Origin of the sequence: Flavobacterium sp. W21_SRS_FM6 (assembly GCF_052119645.1) — a bacterium.
Classification (GTDB): domain Bacteria; phylum Pseudomonadota; class Gammaproteobacteria; order Enterobacterales; family Alteromonadaceae; genus Paraglaciecola.
Genome location: NZ_JBGQOM010000015.1, coordinates 36,212 through 54,451 on the forward strand (window position 1 = coordinate 36,212; position 18,240 = coordinate 54,451).

General features: G+C 42.6%; 20 protein-coding genes. 3 read left to right on the forward strand and 17 right to left on the reverse strand.

Annotated features, from left to right (window positions below; translation table 11 throughout):
- Positions 1–83 precede the first annotated feature (83 nt).
- Together ACEN2L_RS19285 and ACEN2L_RS19290 are read right to left on the reverse strand one after the other, a co-directional pair.
- Complete coding sequence (locus tag ACEN2L_RS19285; protein ID WP_306023687.1) at positions 84–278, reverse strand: hypothetical protein; 195 nt, start codon at positions 276–278, stop codon at positions 84–86.
- Between the two features lie 35 nt (positions 279–313).
- Positions 314–985: an arylesterase gene (locus ACEN2L_RS19290; RefSeq protein WP_441745757.1), complete on the reverse strand. Its 672-nt coding sequence runs from the start codon at positions 983–985 to the stop codon at positions 314–316.
- Here ACEN2L_RS19290 and ACEN2L_RS19295 point away from each other — a divergent pair.
- Both ACEN2L_RS19295 and ACEN2L_RS19300 read left to right on the forward strand, forming a co-directional pair.
- The gene (locus ACEN2L_RS19295) at positions 984–1,682 is read left to right on the forward strand and encodes an ABC transporter ATP-binding protein (protein WP_372340945.1); all 699 of its coding nucleotides are present in this window, start codon (positions 984–986) and stop codon (positions 1,680–1,682) included. The genes ACEN2L_RS19290 and ACEN2L_RS19295 overlap by 2 nt on opposite strands.
- Positions 1,679–4,213 (forward strand): ABC transporter permease, encoded by a 2,535-nt coding sequence (locus ACEN2L_RS19300; protein ID WP_441745758.1) that lies wholly within the window; start codon positions 1,679–1,681, stop codon positions 4,211–4,213. The genes ACEN2L_RS19295 and ACEN2L_RS19300 overlap by 4 nt, the downstream gene beginning before the upstream one ends.
- A 35-nt stretch (positions 4,214–4,248) precedes the next feature.
- Here ACEN2L_RS19300 and ACEN2L_RS19305 read toward each other — a convergent pair whose 3' ends face one another.
- Both ACEN2L_RS19305 and folX read right to left on the reverse strand, forming a co-directional pair.
- Entirely contained in the window at positions 4,249–5,142 is an 894-nt protein-coding gene (locus ACEN2L_RS19305; RefSeq protein WP_441745759.1) for a TIGR01777 family oxidoreductase, read from the reverse strand.
- 14 nt (positions 5,143–5,156) lie between these two features.
- Positions 5,157–5,522 (reverse strand): dihydroneopterin triphosphate 2'-epimerase, encoded by a 366-nt coding sequence (gene folX / locus ACEN2L_RS19310; protein ID WP_306023690.1) that lies wholly within the window; start codon positions 5,520–5,522, stop codon positions 5,157–5,159.
- 118 nt (positions 5,523–5,640) lie between these two features.
- Here folX and ACEN2L_RS19315 point away from each other — a divergent pair, with 118 nt between their 5' ends.
- Entirely contained in the window at positions 5,641–6,699 is a 1,059-nt protein-coding gene (locus ACEN2L_RS19315) for an AI-2E family transporter (protein WP_306023691.1), read from the forward strand.
- Positions 6,700–6,707: 8 nt separating this feature from the next.
- On the opposite strand, the gene ACEN2L_RS19320 is transcribed toward ACEN2L_RS19315, so the two are convergent.
- From ACEN2L_RS19320 to ACEN2L_RS19380, 13 genes are all read right to left on the reverse strand, one after another.
- Entirely contained in the window at positions 6,708–8,054 is a 1,347-nt protein-coding gene (locus tag ACEN2L_RS19320) for an ATP-binding protein (protein ID WP_441745760.1), read from the reverse strand.
- Positions 8,055–8,059: 5 nt separating this feature from the next.
- On the reverse strand, positions 8,060–8,734 hold the full coding sequence (locus tag ACEN2L_RS19325; protein WP_441745761.1) for a response regulator transcription factor: 675 nt from the start codon (positions 8,732–8,734) through the stop codon (positions 8,060–8,062).
- 2 nt (positions 8,735–8,736) lie between these two features.
- Positions 8,737–9,048: a PepSY domain-containing protein gene (locus ACEN2L_RS19330; protein WP_441745762.1), complete on the reverse strand. Its 312-nt coding sequence runs from the start codon at positions 9,046–9,048 to the stop codon at positions 8,737–8,739.
- Positions 9,049–9,120: 72 nt separating this feature from the next.
- Positions 9,121–9,591: a glycine zipper 2TM domain-containing protein gene (locus tag ACEN2L_RS19335; RefSeq protein ID WP_441745763.1), complete on the reverse strand. Its 471-nt coding sequence runs from the start codon at positions 9,589–9,591 to the stop codon at positions 9,121–9,123.
- A 161-nt stretch (positions 9,592–9,752) separates the two neighbouring features.
- A complete protein-coding gene (locus ACEN2L_RS19340) occupies positions 9,753–10,199 on the reverse strand; it encodes a hypothetical protein (protein WP_441745764.1) in 447 nt (148 codons plus the stop codon).
- A gap of 222 nt (positions 10,200–10,421) precedes the next feature.
- Positions 10,422–10,832, reverse strand: a complete 411-nt coding sequence (gene arfB / locus ACEN2L_RS19345; protein WP_441745765.1) for an alternative ribosome rescue aminoacyl-tRNA hydrolase ArfB — start codon at positions 10,830–10,832, stop codon at positions 10,422–10,424.
- Between the two features lie 20 nt (positions 10,833–10,852).
- Entirely contained in the window at positions 10,853–11,152 is a 300-nt protein-coding gene (locus ACEN2L_RS19350) for a YciI family protein (protein WP_441745766.1), read from the reverse strand.
- A gap of 12 nt (positions 11,153–11,164) precedes the next feature.
- Complete coding sequence (trpA, locus tag ACEN2L_RS19355; protein ID WP_441745767.1) at positions 11,165–11,980, reverse strand: tryptophan synthase subunit alpha; 816 nt, start codon at positions 11,978–11,980, stop codon at positions 11,165–11,167.
- On the reverse strand, positions 11,973–13,160 hold the full coding sequence (gene trpB / locus ACEN2L_RS19360; RefSeq protein WP_306023699.1) for a tryptophan synthase subunit beta: 1,188 nt from the start codon (positions 13,158–13,160) through the stop codon (positions 11,973–11,975). The genes trpA and trpB overlap by 8 nt, the downstream gene beginning before the upstream one ends.
- A gap of 36 nt (positions 13,161–13,196) precedes the next feature.
- Entirely contained in the window at positions 13,197–14,582 is a 1,386-nt protein-coding gene (gene trpCF / locus ACEN2L_RS19365) for a bifunctional indole-3-glycerol-phosphate synthase TrpC/phosphoribosylanthranilate isomerase TrpF (protein WP_441745768.1), read from the reverse strand.
- Between the two features lie 15 nt (positions 14,583–14,597).
- On the reverse strand, positions 14,598–15,623 hold the full coding sequence (gene trpD, locus ACEN2L_RS19370; RefSeq protein WP_441745769.1) for an anthranilate phosphoribosyltransferase: 1,026 nt from the start codon (positions 15,621–15,623) through the stop codon (positions 14,598–14,600).
- A complete protein-coding gene (locus ACEN2L_RS19375) occupies positions 15,620–16,270 on the reverse strand; it encodes an aminodeoxychorismate/anthranilate synthase component II (RefSeq protein WP_441745770.1) in 651 nt (216 codons plus the stop codon). Before ACEN2L_RS19375 ends, trpD begins: the two co-directional genes overlap by 4 nt.
- A complete protein-coding gene (locus ACEN2L_RS19380; RefSeq protein ID WP_441745771.1) occupies positions 16,267–17,880 on the reverse strand; it encodes an anthranilate synthase component 1 in 1,614 nt (537 codons plus the stop codon). The genes ACEN2L_RS19375 and ACEN2L_RS19380 overlap by 4 nt, the downstream gene beginning before the upstream one ends.
- Between the last annotated feature and the right edge of the window lie 360 nt (positions 17,881–18,240).

The window sequence follows — 18,240 nt, forward strand, 5'->3', positions numbered from 1 at the left end:
ATTGTTGAGTTCTTTCAGATATAAAAAAGCCAGTTTAATACTGGCTTATCCATTTTTGATGAGATCAAAAGGCTGATTAATGATTAAACGGTTATATCTACCACTGAGCCCACTCTTTCATTTGATGGCGCTGGACGAGAGGCCTCTGCCGTTTCACTGGACGATTCTAATTCTGTTTTTTGTTGTTGAGATTGCACTTGAACAACTTCTTGTTGAGAGCCTGTTTGTGTAGGGGCTATTTGGGCTAGAGAACCTGCGCCAGATGAACTTATTTCCATTTCAAACTCCTTAAATAGTTAATCATGTTATTGCCTTAGTGTAGTTGCTTATTATCTGTTCTGCTACTTAATATAAGGTCACCTAGTATTTTTTCCATGTCTTTAGCGATAATTGCTTGAGCTTCCGCGTTAGGGTGAATGCCATCTGCTTGCATTAATTTTTTGTTTAAGGCGATATTTTGTAAAAAAAACGGAATGAGAGGTACTCGATGTTTACTCGCCAGGGATTCATACGCAGCGCTAAACATGTCTGTATAACGTTTTCCATAATTTGTTGGTATTGCCATGGCTTGAAGAAATACCGCGGCGCCAGAGTCAATTGATTGGCTGATAATTGAATCTAAATTTTCCATCATTTTACCAACTGGGTGTCCTTGAAGGCCGTCATTGCCACCTAATTCAATATACACATGCGTTGGTTTGTTTTGTTCAAGCAAACGTGGTAAACGAGCTAGCGCACCGTCAGTTGTTTCACCGCTAATTGCACCATTTATGATTGTAATAGACTTACCTTGCCACATATCTTGTAACAAACTAACCCAACCTTCTGTTTGAGAAATACCATAGCCCGCACTTAAGCTATCTCCAAGTATTAATAGCCTTGTCTCTTTCGCCATGAGTTGATCTGAAAAAAGCAAAACTGGTATAAGTAAGACAACGATTTTTAATTTAATTTTCAATAATTTGATAAGTTTGAAAAACACCATGACTCCTATAAAAATGATAAGCACAAACAGCATTAGTAAAACAGTAAGTACTACTCAAGGTCAATTAGAGATCTTAAAACCTATTAGTTTTGACGTTAGTGAAGGTGAATCTATTGCCATCGTGGGTGCATCAGGCTCGGGAAAATCAACCTTATTAAGTTTATTAGCAGGGCTTGATGAAGTCAGTTCTGGCGAGATTTTCATAGACGGCCAGGCTATGCATACTATGAACGAAGAACAGAGGGCTCAACTAAGGGGGGCTAAAGTAGGATTTATATTCCAGAGTTTCATGTTGGTACAAAGCTTAACCGCTATTGAAAATATTATGTTACCAGCCGAAATCGCTGGTCTCAACGACGCTAGAAGCAAAGCGCTAAAACTCCTTCAGTTGGTTGGTTTGGATCATCGTGCAAAACATTATCCAAATCAACTTTCAGGTGGCGAACAGCAGCGCGTAGCTATAGCTAGAGCGTTTATCACCCAACCCAAAATTTTATTCGCGGATGAACCCACTGGTAATTTAGATGCGAGTAACAGTGACAAGGTCGAACAACTGTTATTTGATTTGAATAGAGAGTTAAATACCACCTTAATTCTGGTGACCCATGATCCCAAGCTCGCTGCTAAGTGCCAAAGACAATTGCAAATGCATGCGGGAGCACTAAGTGAAATAACATCGAGTGAGAACGCTGAATGAAACAAGCAGCCTTTAATCTCGCGTGGAGATTGTTTAAACACGAAACAAAACGCGGTGAACTCACTATTATCCTACTAGCGATTATTTTAGCTGTGGGTTCAGTCCTTTCCTTATCACTATTCAGTGAACGTTTACAAAGTGCTTTAACGGCAAAAAGCGCTGAATTTATTGCCGCCGATCGAGTTCTAGATTCCCGTAATCCGATGAACGAGCAATGGCTTGCTAAAGCAAACGAATTTGGTTTGCAAACAGCCCAGCAGGTATATACCCGCTCCATGGTGTTTGCGAATGATAAATTGCAGTTATCTGAATTAAGAGCTGCAAGCTCAACCTACCCGTTAAAAGGCAAGATTAAAGTGTCTGATGTGGCCTTTGCACAAGGCGCGTTTACCGAGGCGTTACCGCAAGAAGGGGAGGCTTGGATTGAGTCGCGATTACTACAAAGTCTGGATGTTAAACTGGGCGACGAAATAGAAATTGGTGCCGCTAATTTTACAATTTCTAAAGTACTCGTGGAAGTGCCCGACGCTGGTTTTAATATCTTTGGCGGCGATCCAAAGGTACTTATTCCCCTTAATGATCTAGCCAATACCCAAGTAACAGGACCTGGAAGTCGCGTTACATACACCGCGTTTTTCAGTGGTAGTAGCGCAAACCTAAATGATTATTATGATTGGCTTCGGCCTCAATTAGATAATGAGATACATCGATGGAAATCAATTGAAGATGATAATTCTCCTATAGGCAACGCCGTAAGTAGAGCAGAGCAATACTTCTTGCTGGCGAGTTTGCTTGCTATTGTATTAGCCGCCGTTTCTATTGCCGTTGCGGCCCAACGTTATAGCCAACGCCATTATGATCCCGTTGCGATCATGAAGACCTTAGGCGCTTCAAAAAACATGGTGCAGCAAATTTATCTATTACAAATCATTTTTATAACTGTATTGGGGATTATTATTGGTTCAGTGGTTGGCTTTGTATTGCAACAATTAGTGGTCTGGGCCTTAGCTGACAGCATCAATGTATCTATGGATGCTTGGCACTGGCGGCCACTTATTATTGCTATCTTCACTGGGTCAATTTGTGCTCTGCTATTTTCTTTGTACCCTTTACTAAAACTATTTTCTGTATCACCACTGCGTGTTCTTAGAAGGGATCTAGGCGCTAATTTGAGTTCTCGTATCATTCAGTTTATCGCCTCGGGTGGGGCGATTTTTCTATTAATGTGGGCCTACAGCGAGAATCTTACCATTAGTGCCATTTTGTTTAGTTCAGGGGTTCTATTGGTGTTGGCTCTATTGCTGGTTACCTATGGATTAATTTGGCTTGGAAGGGCATTTGGGCAAGGTCGAATGAGTGCTTGGCGCTTAGCTTGGGCACGTATTCACCGTCGAGCACTTGATAACAGTGTTCAACTAATCAGTTTCGCCATCACTATCATGTTGTTGCTAGTAGTGTTAGTCATGCGCAATGACATGGTACAGCAGTGGCAAGACCAATTACCGCAAGGAACGCCTAATTATTTCTTGGTGAACATTACCCAAAATCAGCAAAGTGAACTGGCTCAACATTTTGCAGCAAGGAAGGTTCATGTTGAAAAATTCTATCCTGTAGTAAGAGGCCGATTTGTTTCGATTAATGGTGAAAAAATCAGAACTGCAGTTAGTAAAGAAGATGAAGAGCAACAAAGTAGCGGACGTGATGGTCTGGGTAGAGAAGCCAACCTAACGTGGAGTGATGAGTTACAAACAGGCAGTAGAGTTACCGCTGGGCATTGGTTCAATGAGAGTCCCTCCTCCGATACACTCGATACTGAGCAATATGGCGTTTCGGTAGAAGAGCGTTTGGCAGAACGCTTAAATATAAAATTGGGTGATGAGTTAACCTTCAATATTGGCAGTGAGGTTGTGCAAGTTAGAGTCACTAGCCTGAGGGACGTAAACTGGCAATCTATGCGACCTAATTTTTTCTTTGTCATCGAACCCAAGGCTCTAGCGCATTTTGTGCCGACCTACCTAGCAAGTTTTTATCTGCCTAAAGAGCAAAAGTCTGACTTAACCCAATTGATGTTGCCATTTGCCAGCGTAACATTGATCGACGTAGATGCCCGTATCGATCAATTGCGCAATATCGTTGAGCAGGTTTCTTTGGCAGTTGAGTTTATTTTAATACTGGTATTAATCGCAGGCTCTCTGGTCTTAGTTGCTCAAGTACAAGCGAGTATGGATGAGCGTCAACAAGAGCTGGCTATATTACGTACTTTAGGGGCGAAAGGGCGGCTTATTCGAGGCAGTGTGTTATGTGAGTTTATCATTATTGGTCTAACCGCTGGATTGATGGCTGCGGTATTCAATGAATTAAGTTTGTATCTGTTGCAGAGCCAAGTATTTCAAATGGAAGCGAAATTACATTGGCAATATTGGTTCATCGCGCCAGTCGCCGGGGCACTGGTCGTGTCATTTTTGGGTGCGCTGAGTTGCTGGCGATTACTCAAATTGAATACCAGTCATTTACTTAGGCAAATGGTTTAATAAATCAAAAAGGGCATCAACGATGCCCTTTTGGGTTATTTTCTCACGCAATCTAAGGCTGTATTGATATCGGGGAATACAAATTGATAGCCACTGTCTAACAAACGCTGGGGGATCACTCTTTGACCATAAAGAATAAGGTCAGCAGATTCACCCATGGTTAGGCGCAATATTGCCTCAGGAACCTTAAAAAAACAGGGTCTTTTGAGTGCACTCGCTAATGCATGGCTAAACTCATAATTAGTAACAGGATTGGGGGCTGTAAAATTAAATACACCCTTACAGGACGGCGTATCGATAAGATGAACGAGTCCCCTTAACATATCTTCAAGATGAATCCACGAAAAGTACTGGTCGCCTCGGCCTATTGGGCCCCCTAGTCCAAGTCTAAAAGGCGTTAGCATTTTTTCTAGAGCACCGCCTCGCTTCGTCAATACGATGCCTGTACGGACGATACACACTCTTGTTTTAGCAGATTCCGCTTTTTTGGCCAGTTGTTCCCATCTTTCACACAGTTGATGGCCAAAGTCGTCGGTTGGTTCATCGAAGCTTTCATCGATGGGTTGGTCGTTTTGCGGTCCATAAAAGCCGATAGCTGAGCCACTAATCAACAATTCTGGAGGGTGTTCGCTGTTTTTAATTAACGCCACGATCTTCTCGGTGATGGACCATCGGCTTTGCTCTATCTTATGCTTTTGCTCGGCCGTCCATTTTTTACCAACAATGGGCTCACCCGCTAGATTTATAACAACTTGATAATCATTTAAATTGCTCAGATGAGAAAGTGACGAAAGAAAGTGTATTTTGTGGCCGAGTATCTGCTCAGCCATGGATACATTACGAGTGTAAACGGCAATCTCGTTTGGTCTTAATAAAGGAATTAAATTAGAGCCGATTAAACCGGTACCGCCCGTAATGAGAATTTTCATGATATCCCTAGTCGTTAATTTTTATTGCACGATAAACATAACGAAACTGAATCGGCAAAACGTAAAGCATGTGGTTTGTCGACTTCTGCTTCTGCATAAATTACCCACTGGTGCTCTGCTGCAATAGCTAACACGTCAGCGGTGAGTTTTTCTAATAAAGAAAAACGGTTATTTTCAACCAATTTTATGATGCGCTTGGTAATAGTTTTGTAGTTCAGAGCATCATCCATCTTATCCGTATCGGTGGCTTGATCTGCTTGATAATGAATTTTTACATTAATCACAACATCTTGCATATTCACTATTTCGTCTTCGTTGATCCCAATGTAAGTGCGTAGACGAAGATTCTTGATACGAATGGTGGCAGGGTTTAATTTCATTGTTAAGCTAATCCAAAATTAATAATTATTGTTAGTCACCATTACGGCACTGATCATACTGTAAAAGTAACGTTATATCTGATAGTTTGCTAGTAAAGGAATGGTCAAAGAAAATTAAATGCAAAATCCGTCTTCATCTTCACTCAAAATGCTCCTCATTCTAGCTTCTATCGTTATTGTTTTGGCCGGAATAAAATCAGCCAGTGTCATTGTTGTCCCTTTTTTACTGTCACTATTTATTGCAATGGCATGTAGTCCTCTCATTACTTGGGCGGGCAAGTATAAAGTGCCTCGCTCAATTGCCGTTGTGTTAGTGATACTCCTGATAGTGATTTTTGGATTTATTTTGGCTGGATTAGTTGGCCAATCGATGAATGAATTTAGCCAAAATTTACCTAAATACCGCACGCAATTAGTTGAGGAGTTCGGGTGGTTAATTGGTCAGGCTGAAAAATTTAATCTTAAATTTGATAAACAGCAAATATTGTCTTATTTGGATCCTGGTTTAGCCATGAACATGGTAACAAATCTCTTATCGAGCCTTGGCGGCGTATTAACTAACTTTCTACTTATCTTGTTAATTGTGGTCTTTATGTTGTTTGAAGCCGATTCAATTCCTAAAAAAGTGCATATCGCACTTGACGATCCCGATATGAAAATTAAACAAATTGATAAGTTTCTAGTATCGGTAAAAAACTATCTAGCCATCAAAACCTTGGTGAGTCTTGGAACGGGGCTATTTATCGGGGTTTGGCTTTATTTCTTAGGATTAGATCATTATTTGCTTTGGGCCATGTTGGCCTTTTTATTCAACTATATTCCCAATATTGGGTCGATTATTGCCGCTGTGCCTGCTGTTATGTTAGCCGTCGTACAACTAGGAACAGGCTCGGCGGGTTTGGTCGCCCTAGGTTATATCTTCACCAATACGGTGATGGGGAATATTGTAGAGCCACGATTTATGGGGCGTGGCTTGGGGCTGTCTACTCTAGTGGTTTTTTTATCCTTAATTTTTTGGGGATGGTTATTGGGTACCGTGGGCATGTTGTTGTCTGTGCCGCTAACTATGATTGTTAAAATCGCGCTAGAGTCTAGTCAAAATACCCGTTGGATAGCGTTGTTATTAGATAGTGAAAACACTGATGAAGTAGCCGTGACTGAAGAGAGTGCACAGTAGTCTTAAATTTACACTTGGCGGATTGGAAATTTAAGGCTAATTAAGGCGCCTCCCAAGGCGCTTGTGCTTATTGCTAGCTGGCCTTGATACGCACTCACTAAGTCTGCAACTACCGCCATCCCAATGCCTTGCCCTTCGGTATAACTGTCTAAACGCATACCCCGTTCAAGTAAAATCTGTCGTTTATCCGCAGGGATGCCCGGCCCATCATCAGCAATAGATAGGCTTAACCAATTTTCTGTGACAGCGCATTCAATACTGACTGTATTGTTGGCTGCTTTACAGGCGTTATCTAATACATTTCCCAATAATTCCATCAAATCAGTGATATCCCCCTGAAAACAGGCGCTTGGCTCAACCTTTTCAGTATTCAGTTCAAGGGCTTTATCAGCGTAAACCTTTGACATGGCATTGGTAAGTTTTAATACAATAGGTTTTATTTCTATCGCTTGCTCCCATCCAGCATAGCTGCCTATCACGGCGCGCTTTAGTTGACGTTTTATCAGCGAGTCGATTTGCTGAATAGGCTCTTTGGCTTCAAAGGGTAAACCTTGACTCCCAGACAACACCGCAAGAGGGGTTTTTAAACTGTGAGCGAGATCACTTAAACTATTTTTGTAACGCGCTCGCTGTTGTTCTTCACTGTCGAGTAAGTGGTTTATGCTTCTTTTTAATTTTTCTAATTCAGGTGGATATTGCTGATCAAGTCGTTTTAATTGGCCTCGCTCTGCTTTCTTTATCTGCTGATTCAATCGGTTGATGGGCAGTAATGCGGCATTTAAGCTGACCAAAAGAAGCACTAATAATAGTAGGGCAATAAAACCGAGCCATTCAAACAGGATAGTGGCAAACTTGTCTTTTTCAGTATTAAAGACAGCCTTATCTTGCAAAATAAAAAAACTGACGGATTGATAGCTTCCATCATTGTCGAATTCAGCTGTGTAAGCGTAGACAAAATAGGTATTTTGCAGCGCTAAGTCTTCGATAAAATGATCGGTACCTACCGCAGGAGCATTTAAAACGGGAAGTTGCTGCCAATTAAGCGCAGACAACGATTTCCAGACCACGGCGTCATTTGTCACAATAAAACCATATAATCCAGAGTCCGGCAGGTTAAATTGATCGTTAATAAGTTGCTCGGGCATGCTGGCTTGATTATGTTCAAACTCGAATTCGCTGATCAACATCAAGTTTTGCACTTTCAGTTGTTGCAACATCGACTGGCTCAAACTGTCGTTAAAGGCAGCCTCCAATGTAATCGCAGTAAAAGGGATAAAGATAAGCAAGGTTAAAATCGCCGCCGCAAAACTTCGTAAACGTAAAGATAAACTATTAAGCGCTGAAGTTAGCGGCACGGCGTTTACAGATCTCTATTGATGCGGTATCCACGACCACGTAAGGTTTCTATAGGGTTTAACGTTCCTTCGGGGTCAATTTTTTTGCGCAAACGCCCTACAAATACTTCTATAACGTTGCTATCTAAGTCGAAGTCTTGATCATAAATGTGTTCTGTTAATTCTGTTTTAGACACGATTTTTTGCGGGTTGAGCAACAAATATTCAAGTACCTTATATTCATAAGCCGTTAACTCAATGTAGCTTCCATTAATGGTCACTTCTTCGCTCAGGGTGTCTAAGGCAATCGGCCCTTTTTCAATTAAAGGGTGGGCTTTGCCTGCTGCTCGACGAATAAGCGCTTTGACTCGGGCTAACAACTCTTCATTGTGAAATGGTTTTGTTAAGTAATCATCTGCACCAGCATCTAAACCCTCGACTTTCTCTTGCCATCTATCTCGGGCGGTTAGTATTAGAATAGGGCAGGTGACGTTGTTTTTACGGGCTCGTTGAATAACGTCAAAGCCATCAACTACCGGCAAGCCAATATCTACAATGGCCAGATCGTAAGGGTGTTCATTGAGTAAAAACAGGGCTTTTGCGCCGTCATCTGCCAAATCAACACTGTAACCACTTTTTTGTAGCAACTGATCCAATTGGGTCAGTAAACGACTATCGTCCTCGACGATTAATACTCGCATTTTTAGTCCTTTTTCTCTTTGCTGACTTTCCCAGATTTTTTATCTACGTCAACGGATACAACGCGTCCTGATTTTTGCAGGACTTTAACTCGGTATGTGGTTTGATTTTGTTCTACCTTTAGCACTCTACCATTCACTTTTTGCTGGGCTTGTTGAGCGGCTTCTGATTTGGTTTTGGGTGCTTGAGTTTGTTTTTTATCATCAGCCACAGCCGAGTTTGATAACAGCAATAGCGATATCAAACTAAACGTGCAAAATTGTATGACTGAGAATCTTTTCAAAGGCTGACTCAACTTCTTAGCATTGAAAAACAAAACATTGGCTTAAGCCTACTTTAACAAGAAAGTAAGGTGGGCATAAGCCATCTAAACATAAAATAATGTGGTTTACTTACGCAATGAAATGTAACGAGATGGCTCTTGTTCACTAAAGCCTTTATACATTTTGCCATTAACCCGATACCAATAGTCATAGCCTGTAATAACACGTACTTTTTCAGTATTCACATAATGGGTTGTGCATGCCAGTGCGGGAGACCTAACAGAATGTCTATTGTTGTCTATTTGACTACCAATAACTCCGCCGATTACAGCCCCTATTATCGTTGCCTCGGTTCGGTTTTTACGTTCGCTGGTCATATTGCCAATCGTGCCCCCAACCACACTGCCAAATAATGCACCGTCATGATTTACTGTAAGCTGACGCGAATAAAGTGGACGGCATTGCTCCACAGGTTTGTTAACAACGACATATTCATATATGGGCTGGACTTCGAGCACTTTCACTTTGTGCTGCTTGGCGAAGGTACTGGTACTTAAAACGAGTAGTGATATTAAAATAACAGTTTTCTTTTTCATGGTTATTTCCTCTTTAGCTTGAAATAAATACTAAAGCCATGATGCTGAATTTTAACTGAATTGAATGTGACTTGATGTAAATAATAATCTTTAAAGGTAAGTTATTAAAATAGCGCTAAGACTATAAATACCCAGTGAAAAGGCAGGATAAGTGACGAGCGTTAAGCCACGTCACCATTTTCACAAATAACAAAAGTACTGTATTTACGTTTATGCGTATAAATATGCACCGCTAATTTATTACCTTTAATTTCTTCCCATAGCGCTTTGTTTTGTGAAGAAGGGCAAATAGCACCCTTTAAGTAGTTTTCTTGCTCGTGCAGACTCATCTGCAATTGCTGAGGAATTTGAATGTACGCGTTAATCGTGTCATTGACCCGAGCAGATCCTTTAAAGCGCCAATCACCACCAATGAAGTTTTTATAAAAAACGGCGTTAACTAACTTAATCGTATTGTCAGATGGCTCAATCGTACCATCGGCAGTAGCAAAGGTGTAATCAATATCAGTAGCCGCCTTGCCTTGCATACACCCTGAAAGTGCACCAAACAAAAGGAGCATTGCAAACAATGATAAGGATTTTTTAAACATGTGTGATTGGTTAAGCATAATTCCTCCAGCGTATAGGTGAAGGTATCGGCCAATATTCAGAAAACCTAACTGGTAAGTGACGTTTTTAGATTTATAGGCAGGATGTCGGATGCAAATGCAGAATAAATTGATGCTTTGCTTTGGCAATTAGCTGCGTTGCTATCATCAGTGGTCCATACAACAGGAGAGCGATGCACAGATGAGGCAGTAGAGTCAGCAAATAACGATGGATAAGCGGCTTTAAAAATCCACTTTTTTACGCAGCGCCTTTACTTGCCCTGATTTCTTTTTGGTCTCTACTCGCTTGATTTGTGAACTTTTGGTGGGTCTGGTGGCGCGGCGGGCTTTTTGTAGTTTGCCGGTTTCGGTAAGTATTTCACTTAGTCGGTTTAGTGCATCTTGCTTGTTACTTTCTTGGGTTCTATGGCTCTGGGCTTTGATAATCAAAATACCATCGGTGGTCACCCGTTTATCTTTGCCGGTTAACAGCCGTTGTTTGAGGTATTCAGGGATGGCCGCATTGGCGATATCAAAGCGTAAATGAATCGCACTGGAGACTTTATTGACGTTTTGCCCACCAGCGCCTTGAGCGCGCATGGCGCTCATGTCGATGGCAGGCATTAAGTTTTCAATATTGGGAATATAACTCATCTTAGCCGTAACTATTCTCTTTAGGGCAGGACCTTTTTAAAGGGCTTAACTACCACTTTTGCATAAACACCGGCCACCATGTAAGGGTCAGTATCAGCCCACGTTTGTGCCTCTTCTAAACTAGCAAACTCTGCAATCACCAAAGAACCAGTAAATCCAGCTTCACCTGGATCGTCACTGTCAATGGCGGGGCAGGGACCGGCAACCATAACTCGCCCTTGATCGACTAAGGTTTGAATACGGGCTAAATGCGCGGGTCTCGTTTGTTTTCGTAGGGGTAAGCTGTTTTCAACATCTTCACTATATATTACGTACCACATATATTGTCCTTATTATTTCTGCGTAGCCGCTTTCATTTCGCCAACAAAGGCTTTTAATTGCTGGAGCATTTCTTGTGGTTTATCCAAGTACTTTGCAATAATATTTACTGTCGCAGAGCCTGAAATTGCCCCAGCAGCTCCGGCTTTAATGGCTTCACTCACTTGCTCTGGTTTTGAAATACCAAAACCTAAAAGTGGTGGCGCGACTTTATGCCGAGTCAGTTTTTCAATAAGCTCATGGGTAGGCGTTGCTGCTGCGGTTTCAGCTCCTGTTACACCCGCTCGACCTAACAAGTAGGTGTAGCCCTGAGATTGCTTGCCAATTTCTGCAAGGGTTTCTTCGCTAGCGTTGGGCGGTGCAATCAAAATCTGCTTGATACCAACGGCATTGGCGATATCAATAAAGCGATCAGCTTCACGCAAGGGCACATCAGCAATTAAAATTGAATCAACGCCCGCTTGTGCGGCATCCTTGTAAAAGGTCTCGATACCGCGCTTTAGTACTAAGTTACTGTAAAGCAATAAACCAATTGGAATATTAGGATAGGCATCACGCACTTCGCGTATAACGTCGAAGCAGTCGGTTGTTTTTATTTTATGCGATAAGGCTCGAATACTCGCTTGTTGAATTGTCGGGCCATCTGCAATTGGATCAGAGTAAGGAAAACCCAACTCTAAGGCATCAGCGCCACCTTCAACCAAGGCTTTGATAATATTGACCGAGGTGTGCTTATCGGGGTCACCTACCATTACAAAGGGGACAAAGGCACCTTGATTTTTGTTATCAAGCTTGGCAAACATTTCTTTATATCTGTCGTGATTAGCCATTTTTCTGATCTCCCAAAATGCTATGTACGTGGGCTAAGTCTTTGTCACCACGGCCAGATAAATTGACCACAATAATGGTTTCTTCTTCGGCTTCGTCTGCCATATTTAAGGCATGGGCTAAGGCATGTGAAGACTCTAGGGCGGGGATAATCCCTTCTTTTCGAGACAATAACTGAAAGGCATTCAGTGCTTCATCATCACTTATCGCCACATATTGCGCCCGACCAGTATCATGCAAATGAGCGTGTTGGGGACCAACTGCAGGGTAATCTAAACCAGCAGAAACCGAATAAGACTCTTCTATTTGTCCGTCATTGTCTTGCATGATGTAGCTGTAAGCGCCATGGAGTATACCCGTTGTGCCTTTACCTATTGCAGCGCCATGTTCATGGGTGTGCAACCCTTTACCAGCAGGCTCGACACCAATTAGCTTAACGCTAAGATCATCAATAAAATCAGCAAACATACCAATTGCATTTGAGCCACCACCCACACAGGCCACAACGGCATCGGGTAAACGGCCTTCTTTTTCAAGAATTTGCGCTTTGGTTTCTTCGCCAATCATCCGGTGAAATTCTCGCACAATTGTGGGGAAAGGATGCGGTCCTGCAGCGGTACCTAGCAGATAATGGGCTTTTTCATAACTACCAGACCAATCGCGCATGGCTTCGTTAACGGCATCTTTGAGTGTGCCAGAGCCAGCGTTAACAGGGATCACTTCAGCACCCATTAAACGCATTCTAAACACGTTGGGCGCTTGGCGTTCAACATCTTTGGCACCCATGTATATTCGGGCTTTTAACCCCATTAAGGCACAGGCCAGTGCGGTGGCTACGCCGTGTTGGCCTGCACCCGTTTCAGCGATGACTTCAGTTTTGCCCATACGCTTAGTCAATAGGGCTTGGCCTAGTACTTGATTGGTTTTGTGCGCGCCACCGTGTAATAAATCTTCACGCTTTAAATACAGCTTAACTAAAGGATTACTCACCAGATTGCGCGTCAAGGTCATAGCGGTTGGACGACCCGCGTAGTCTTTTAACAGCCCCATAAATTCTGCTTGGAATTCTGGATCCTTTTGAGCATCAATAAAGGCTTGCTCTAGTTGGTCGAGGGCAGGGATGAGTAATTCGGGAACATACATGCCCCCGAACTGACCAAATTTACTGTCTAATTTATTCATTATCGTCTCTCTATTTTTAGCGTTTACGCTGTCAGCTTAGTACTGGCGAAGCAAGCCAAAGATTTGGGTTATTTTTTGTGGATCTTTAATACCAGGCGCAGACTCTAGCCCTGAATTAAGATCAAGCATGGCAAGTTGGCATTCAGCCGCAGCCCTGACATTTTCGGCATGTAATCCGCCAGCTAATATCACCTTCGTTTTGTCTGTTAAAGCATTTAACAATCGCCAATCAAATGATTGACCTGTACCGCCGCTTTGCTGACCAACTTGGCAATCTAATAAAAAGTAATCTACGTCAGTTTCTATTAATTCAGGTAAGCGGTCTGTCACGCCTTTCGCTAACCAAATTTGACAGCTTGAAGGTAACTGCGCTCTGAGTTCAGTGATGTAGAGTTGTTGTTCGTTGCCATGCAATTGCACCGCACATAGTTTCAGTTTAAGGGCCGTCTTTACAACTTGCTCAAGGGGCGCATCAACAAATACGCCCACGTAGTTAAAGGGCACCGCTTCAACAATTTGTTGAGCTTTTTCAAGGCTGACAAAGCGTTTTGATTGTTCAGCAAAAATAAGTCCTGCATAACTGGCTGGCGAACTTTTTACCAAATCAGCACCCTCCACTGAGGTAGTGCCACAGACCTTAACCTTACCATAAACTAATTGCTTAGTTGCTACGCCAACATCAGGCTGAGCCATTAAGGCACTGCCCACTAAAAAGCCATCCACCAGAGGTGATAAACGTCTCACGTCTTGTTGGGTGTAAATACCTGATTCAGAAATCAGTACGTATTCATGGCTAGCGTGTTGCTTAATTAAAGGTACTAGTTGTTCAGTGGTTGCTAGGTCGGTACTTAGATCACGCAGATTTCGATTATTAATCCCGATGATTTTTGCTTTTAAAGCAATGGCACGATGGGCTTCTTCTTCGTTGCTCACTTCAGTTAAGACATCAAGTTGGTAATGTTCTGCCAGAGTCGCTAACTCAGTGTAAGTCTCGTCGTCTAACACAGACAACATGAGTAAGATCGCATCTGCATCATAATAGCGGGCGAGATGAACCTGATAGGCCTCGACAAAAAAATCTTTATTAATCACTGGTTGGCTGAGTTTGTTGCGCACATATTGCAAATATTCAAATTTACCTTGAAAATATTTTTCATCAGTCAGTACTGAAATACAGGCTGCATAAGGGGCGTAGGCCTGAATAATTTCATCAAGATTAAAATCAGCGCGAATGAGCCCTTTTGAGGGGGACGCTTTCTTACATTCTAAAATAAAACTGGCATTAGGTTGCGCCAATGCCGCATAAAAGCTGCGGTCTGAGGGCTGCAAGTGATCAATAAATTGCGCCAGAGGGAAGTCAATTTTACGCTGTGCTATCTCAGCGAGTTTATCGATTACAATTTTTTCGAGAACATTAGCCATGACTCGGCAAACTCCTTAGTTATTCGTTTGTTGGCTGAGTTCAGCCGATTGTGTAATGGTGGCCAGTGGACGTTTGTCTAGCATCGCCTGTAAGGCAAGTTGCGCACCTTGAGCAAAACTGTCTGCTTTACCACATAACTTCAGCAGGGCACCGGCGTTCATCGCAACCGCGGCTTGATGCGCTGCTTGACCTTGGCCAGTCAGTACTTGCTCAATAAGTTGTTTGTTTTCTTCGGGTTGCCCGCCTTTTATTGCTTCTAAGGGATAGCTGCTTAGCCCAAAATCACTGGGTGTTAAGGCGTATTCAAATAAACCTTCAGGCGTAATTTCAACCACTTGCGTGTTGCCGTGTAAGGCGAATTCATCCAAGCCACTGCCATGCACGACCATGGCATGTTGATAACCTAATAGCTGCAAAGTACGGGCAAAGGGCAATAATAGTTCAGGACTGTATACGCCAATAATGATGTGGCTGGGTCTTGCAGGATTTACCAAGGGGCCAAGTATGTTAAAAATGGTGCGTGTTTTTAACGTGGTACGCACTGGCATCGCATGTTTTATGCCTGCGTGATAGTTTGGCGCAAATAAAAAACACAAATTTGAGTCATCTAAACAACGACGTGCTGTTGCTGCATCCATGGTTAACTTTAAACCAAATGCCTTGAATAAGTCAGCGGATCCCGATTGGCTCGATACACTGCGATTGCCGTGTTTAGCTACTTTCAGTCCGCAACTCGCTGCAACAATCGCCGCTGCAGATGAAATATTAATGGTGTCGTGGCCATCTCCGCCGGTGCCTACAATATCGGCAAACTCATAGTCAGGATGGGGAAAATGTGCGGCGTTTTGAATGAGAGCCTGTGCAGCGCCCGCGATTTCTTGAGGTTGCTCACCTTTAATTTTTAAGGCCGTCAGTAAGGAGGCTAATTCGATATCTGACATTTCGCCCTTTACTACTTGAGAAAATACCTGTGTAACCTGCTCTTGTTGCAAATCTTTTTGCTGATAAAGTCGTTCTAAAATTTCATGTGTCAGCATCATTTTGCTCCTTCGCTTTGCGTAGCTTGGGTTAGATAGACAATGCTTTGCAATAACAACTGACTACCATGACTGGTTAAGATAGATTCAGGATGAAATTGAAAACCAAGCATACGATCTTGTCGATGCGCCACCGCCATTGGAATGCCATTAAAATCCGCTAAAACATCTAGTTCGGCTGGCATATTATCGGCCATTAAAGAGTGATAACGCGCAACTGGTAAAGGCTGAGGAAGGGTGGCAAACATATCTGTGCCGCTATGCGTAATTAATGATGATTTACCGTGCATAACCTGATTTGCCCTGACGATATTACCACCGTAAGATTCCACAATAGCTTGATGGCCCAAACAAATACCTAATACAGGAAATTGTCCTTTTACTAAGTCTAAGAGGGTTAACATGCTACCTGCCTGTGATGGGTTTCCTGGGCCAGGCGATAGCATTAACATCACTTGTTTAGGCTGTCCGTCGCCGTTTTGCGTTGCGGCCTGTTCGTGCATTTTTTGCAGGATAAAATCTGCGGGTACTGAATTTCGGTAAACGATCAGTTCAAGGCCCAAACTGCGCAATTCATCCACCAAATTGTAGGTAAAGGAATCAAAGTTATCGAGCAGGAAAACGCAAACGTTGTTGTTTGACTGATTCATACTCGGCCTCCTTCTGTGCTATCACTGCTTTGTGAACTGGCTATGATGGCATGAATAACCGCTTGTGCTTTACCTCTGGTTTCATCGGCTTCGGCTTGCGGGTTGGAGTCATACACCACGCCAGCCCCTGCTTGGATGTGTGCAACTTGGTTTTTTACAAAGGCTGAGCGAATCACAATGCAGGTATCCATATCACCATGGCCGTTGATATAACCCACTGCACCACCATAACTGCCTCGGCGTTCTTGCTCCACTTCGCGAATTAAGCTTGCCGCGCTGACTTTGGGGGCGCCTACTAAGGTGCCCATATTCATGCATGCTTGATAAGCATTTAGTGCATCTAAGTCATCGCGTAGTTGGCCTACAACCCTTGATACCAAGTGCATCACATGTGAATAGCGGTCTACCTTCAATAAATCAGTCACGTACCGGGTACCGGGTTTAGATACTTTCGCTACATCATTACGGGCTAAATCAACCAACATTATATGCTCAGAACGTTCTTTTTGATCTTCTTGCAGGTTTAACTCGAGGCGACTGTCTAAGTCTAAATCAATACTGCCATCGGCGCGTTTACCCCGTGGCCGAGTGCCGGCTATGGGGTAAATCTCAACTTGATTGCTTTGTTTGGTGTATTTTAGGGCTGACTCAGGCGAGGCGCCAAACATGCAAAAATCGTCATCTTGTAAAAAGAACATGTAAGGACTGGGATTATGTTGCTTTAATGTTCGATAAGCATGTTGAGGATTAGGGCAGGGCAGGCTAAAAATACGCGAAGGCACCACCTGAAAAATATCGCCTGCGAGTATGTGTTCTTTTAGATTGACTACATCTTGTTTAAAGGCTTCATCGTTTTTATTAACCACTAAATCAGTTTGTGATATCGGAGTGCAAGGCTCCTTTGGTAATGGCTTGATGGTGGCGAGTTTATGTTTGATCTGCTCTAAACGTTGGCTGATAGCAAAATAGTTATTACCAACATTAAGACCACTAAATACGCTGCCAATAATTTCAGTTTGGCGCGATTGATGGTCAATTAGCACCAAACTTTCGGCTAGATAAAAAACAAAATCAGGACAGGAATTCGCGCTGTTTTTAACATCAGGTAATTTTTCAAAACTGGCCAATAAGTCATAGGCAAAAGCGCCGCCTAAAAAGACCGAATGAGGATGTTGCCTGATGGCAGTTACTTTTTGCAAAATAAGGCGCAGTGCGTCAAAGACGGCAGGGGCTTTCAAGCGGCTGTCTTCATCTAAACTGTTATCTGGCTCGGGAAAGCGTAATGAAATTCTCCCTTGTGCACTATCAAATTGATGTTCAACACCCGCTGGGCAATGCTCAATAAATAGAGGAAGGACGGCATGCCCATTGGTGGTCAGTGCTTGGCAGCTTACTTCGTGGCCAAGACATTCAAGTTTTAGCGCGGCATCAACCAGCAACAAACTTTTGAGATTATCTTTACTGTCAATTTCAGCAGATTCAAGTAGTAAATTGTTACTCTTGCCTTGACATAAATATTGGTAAGCATGAAGAGGATCGGCCACATAGTCAGCTTGCACTACTAATGTTTCAACCTTACCGACCTTTTCCGTTAACTGCGCTAGACTCATGATGTTTTCTCGTTTATTGACCTAATAATTCCGCTGACGTTGGGTTTTCATTTTTGTTTAATGGTCAGCCAAAAAAACATAAAAAAAAGCCCGTTAGTTACGGGCTTTTTTGGAAATTTATTTGTAGCAATACAAACACTCACAGCCCGTTAGTTCAGGTTGTGCCACCACCAAATTGTGTTAGAAAACGTGTTTGATACCAACATATGTCATTTAACCTTGTCGCTTTGCTACTGTGTTTGATTCACTCATTTTACTTAAAATCAATGAATTGTCTGAATATCGTATAAGTTAGGGTATAATGCGCCCAACCAAGGCGTATAGAAGAAAACAAAATCGCTGCGCTGTCAACACTGAAAT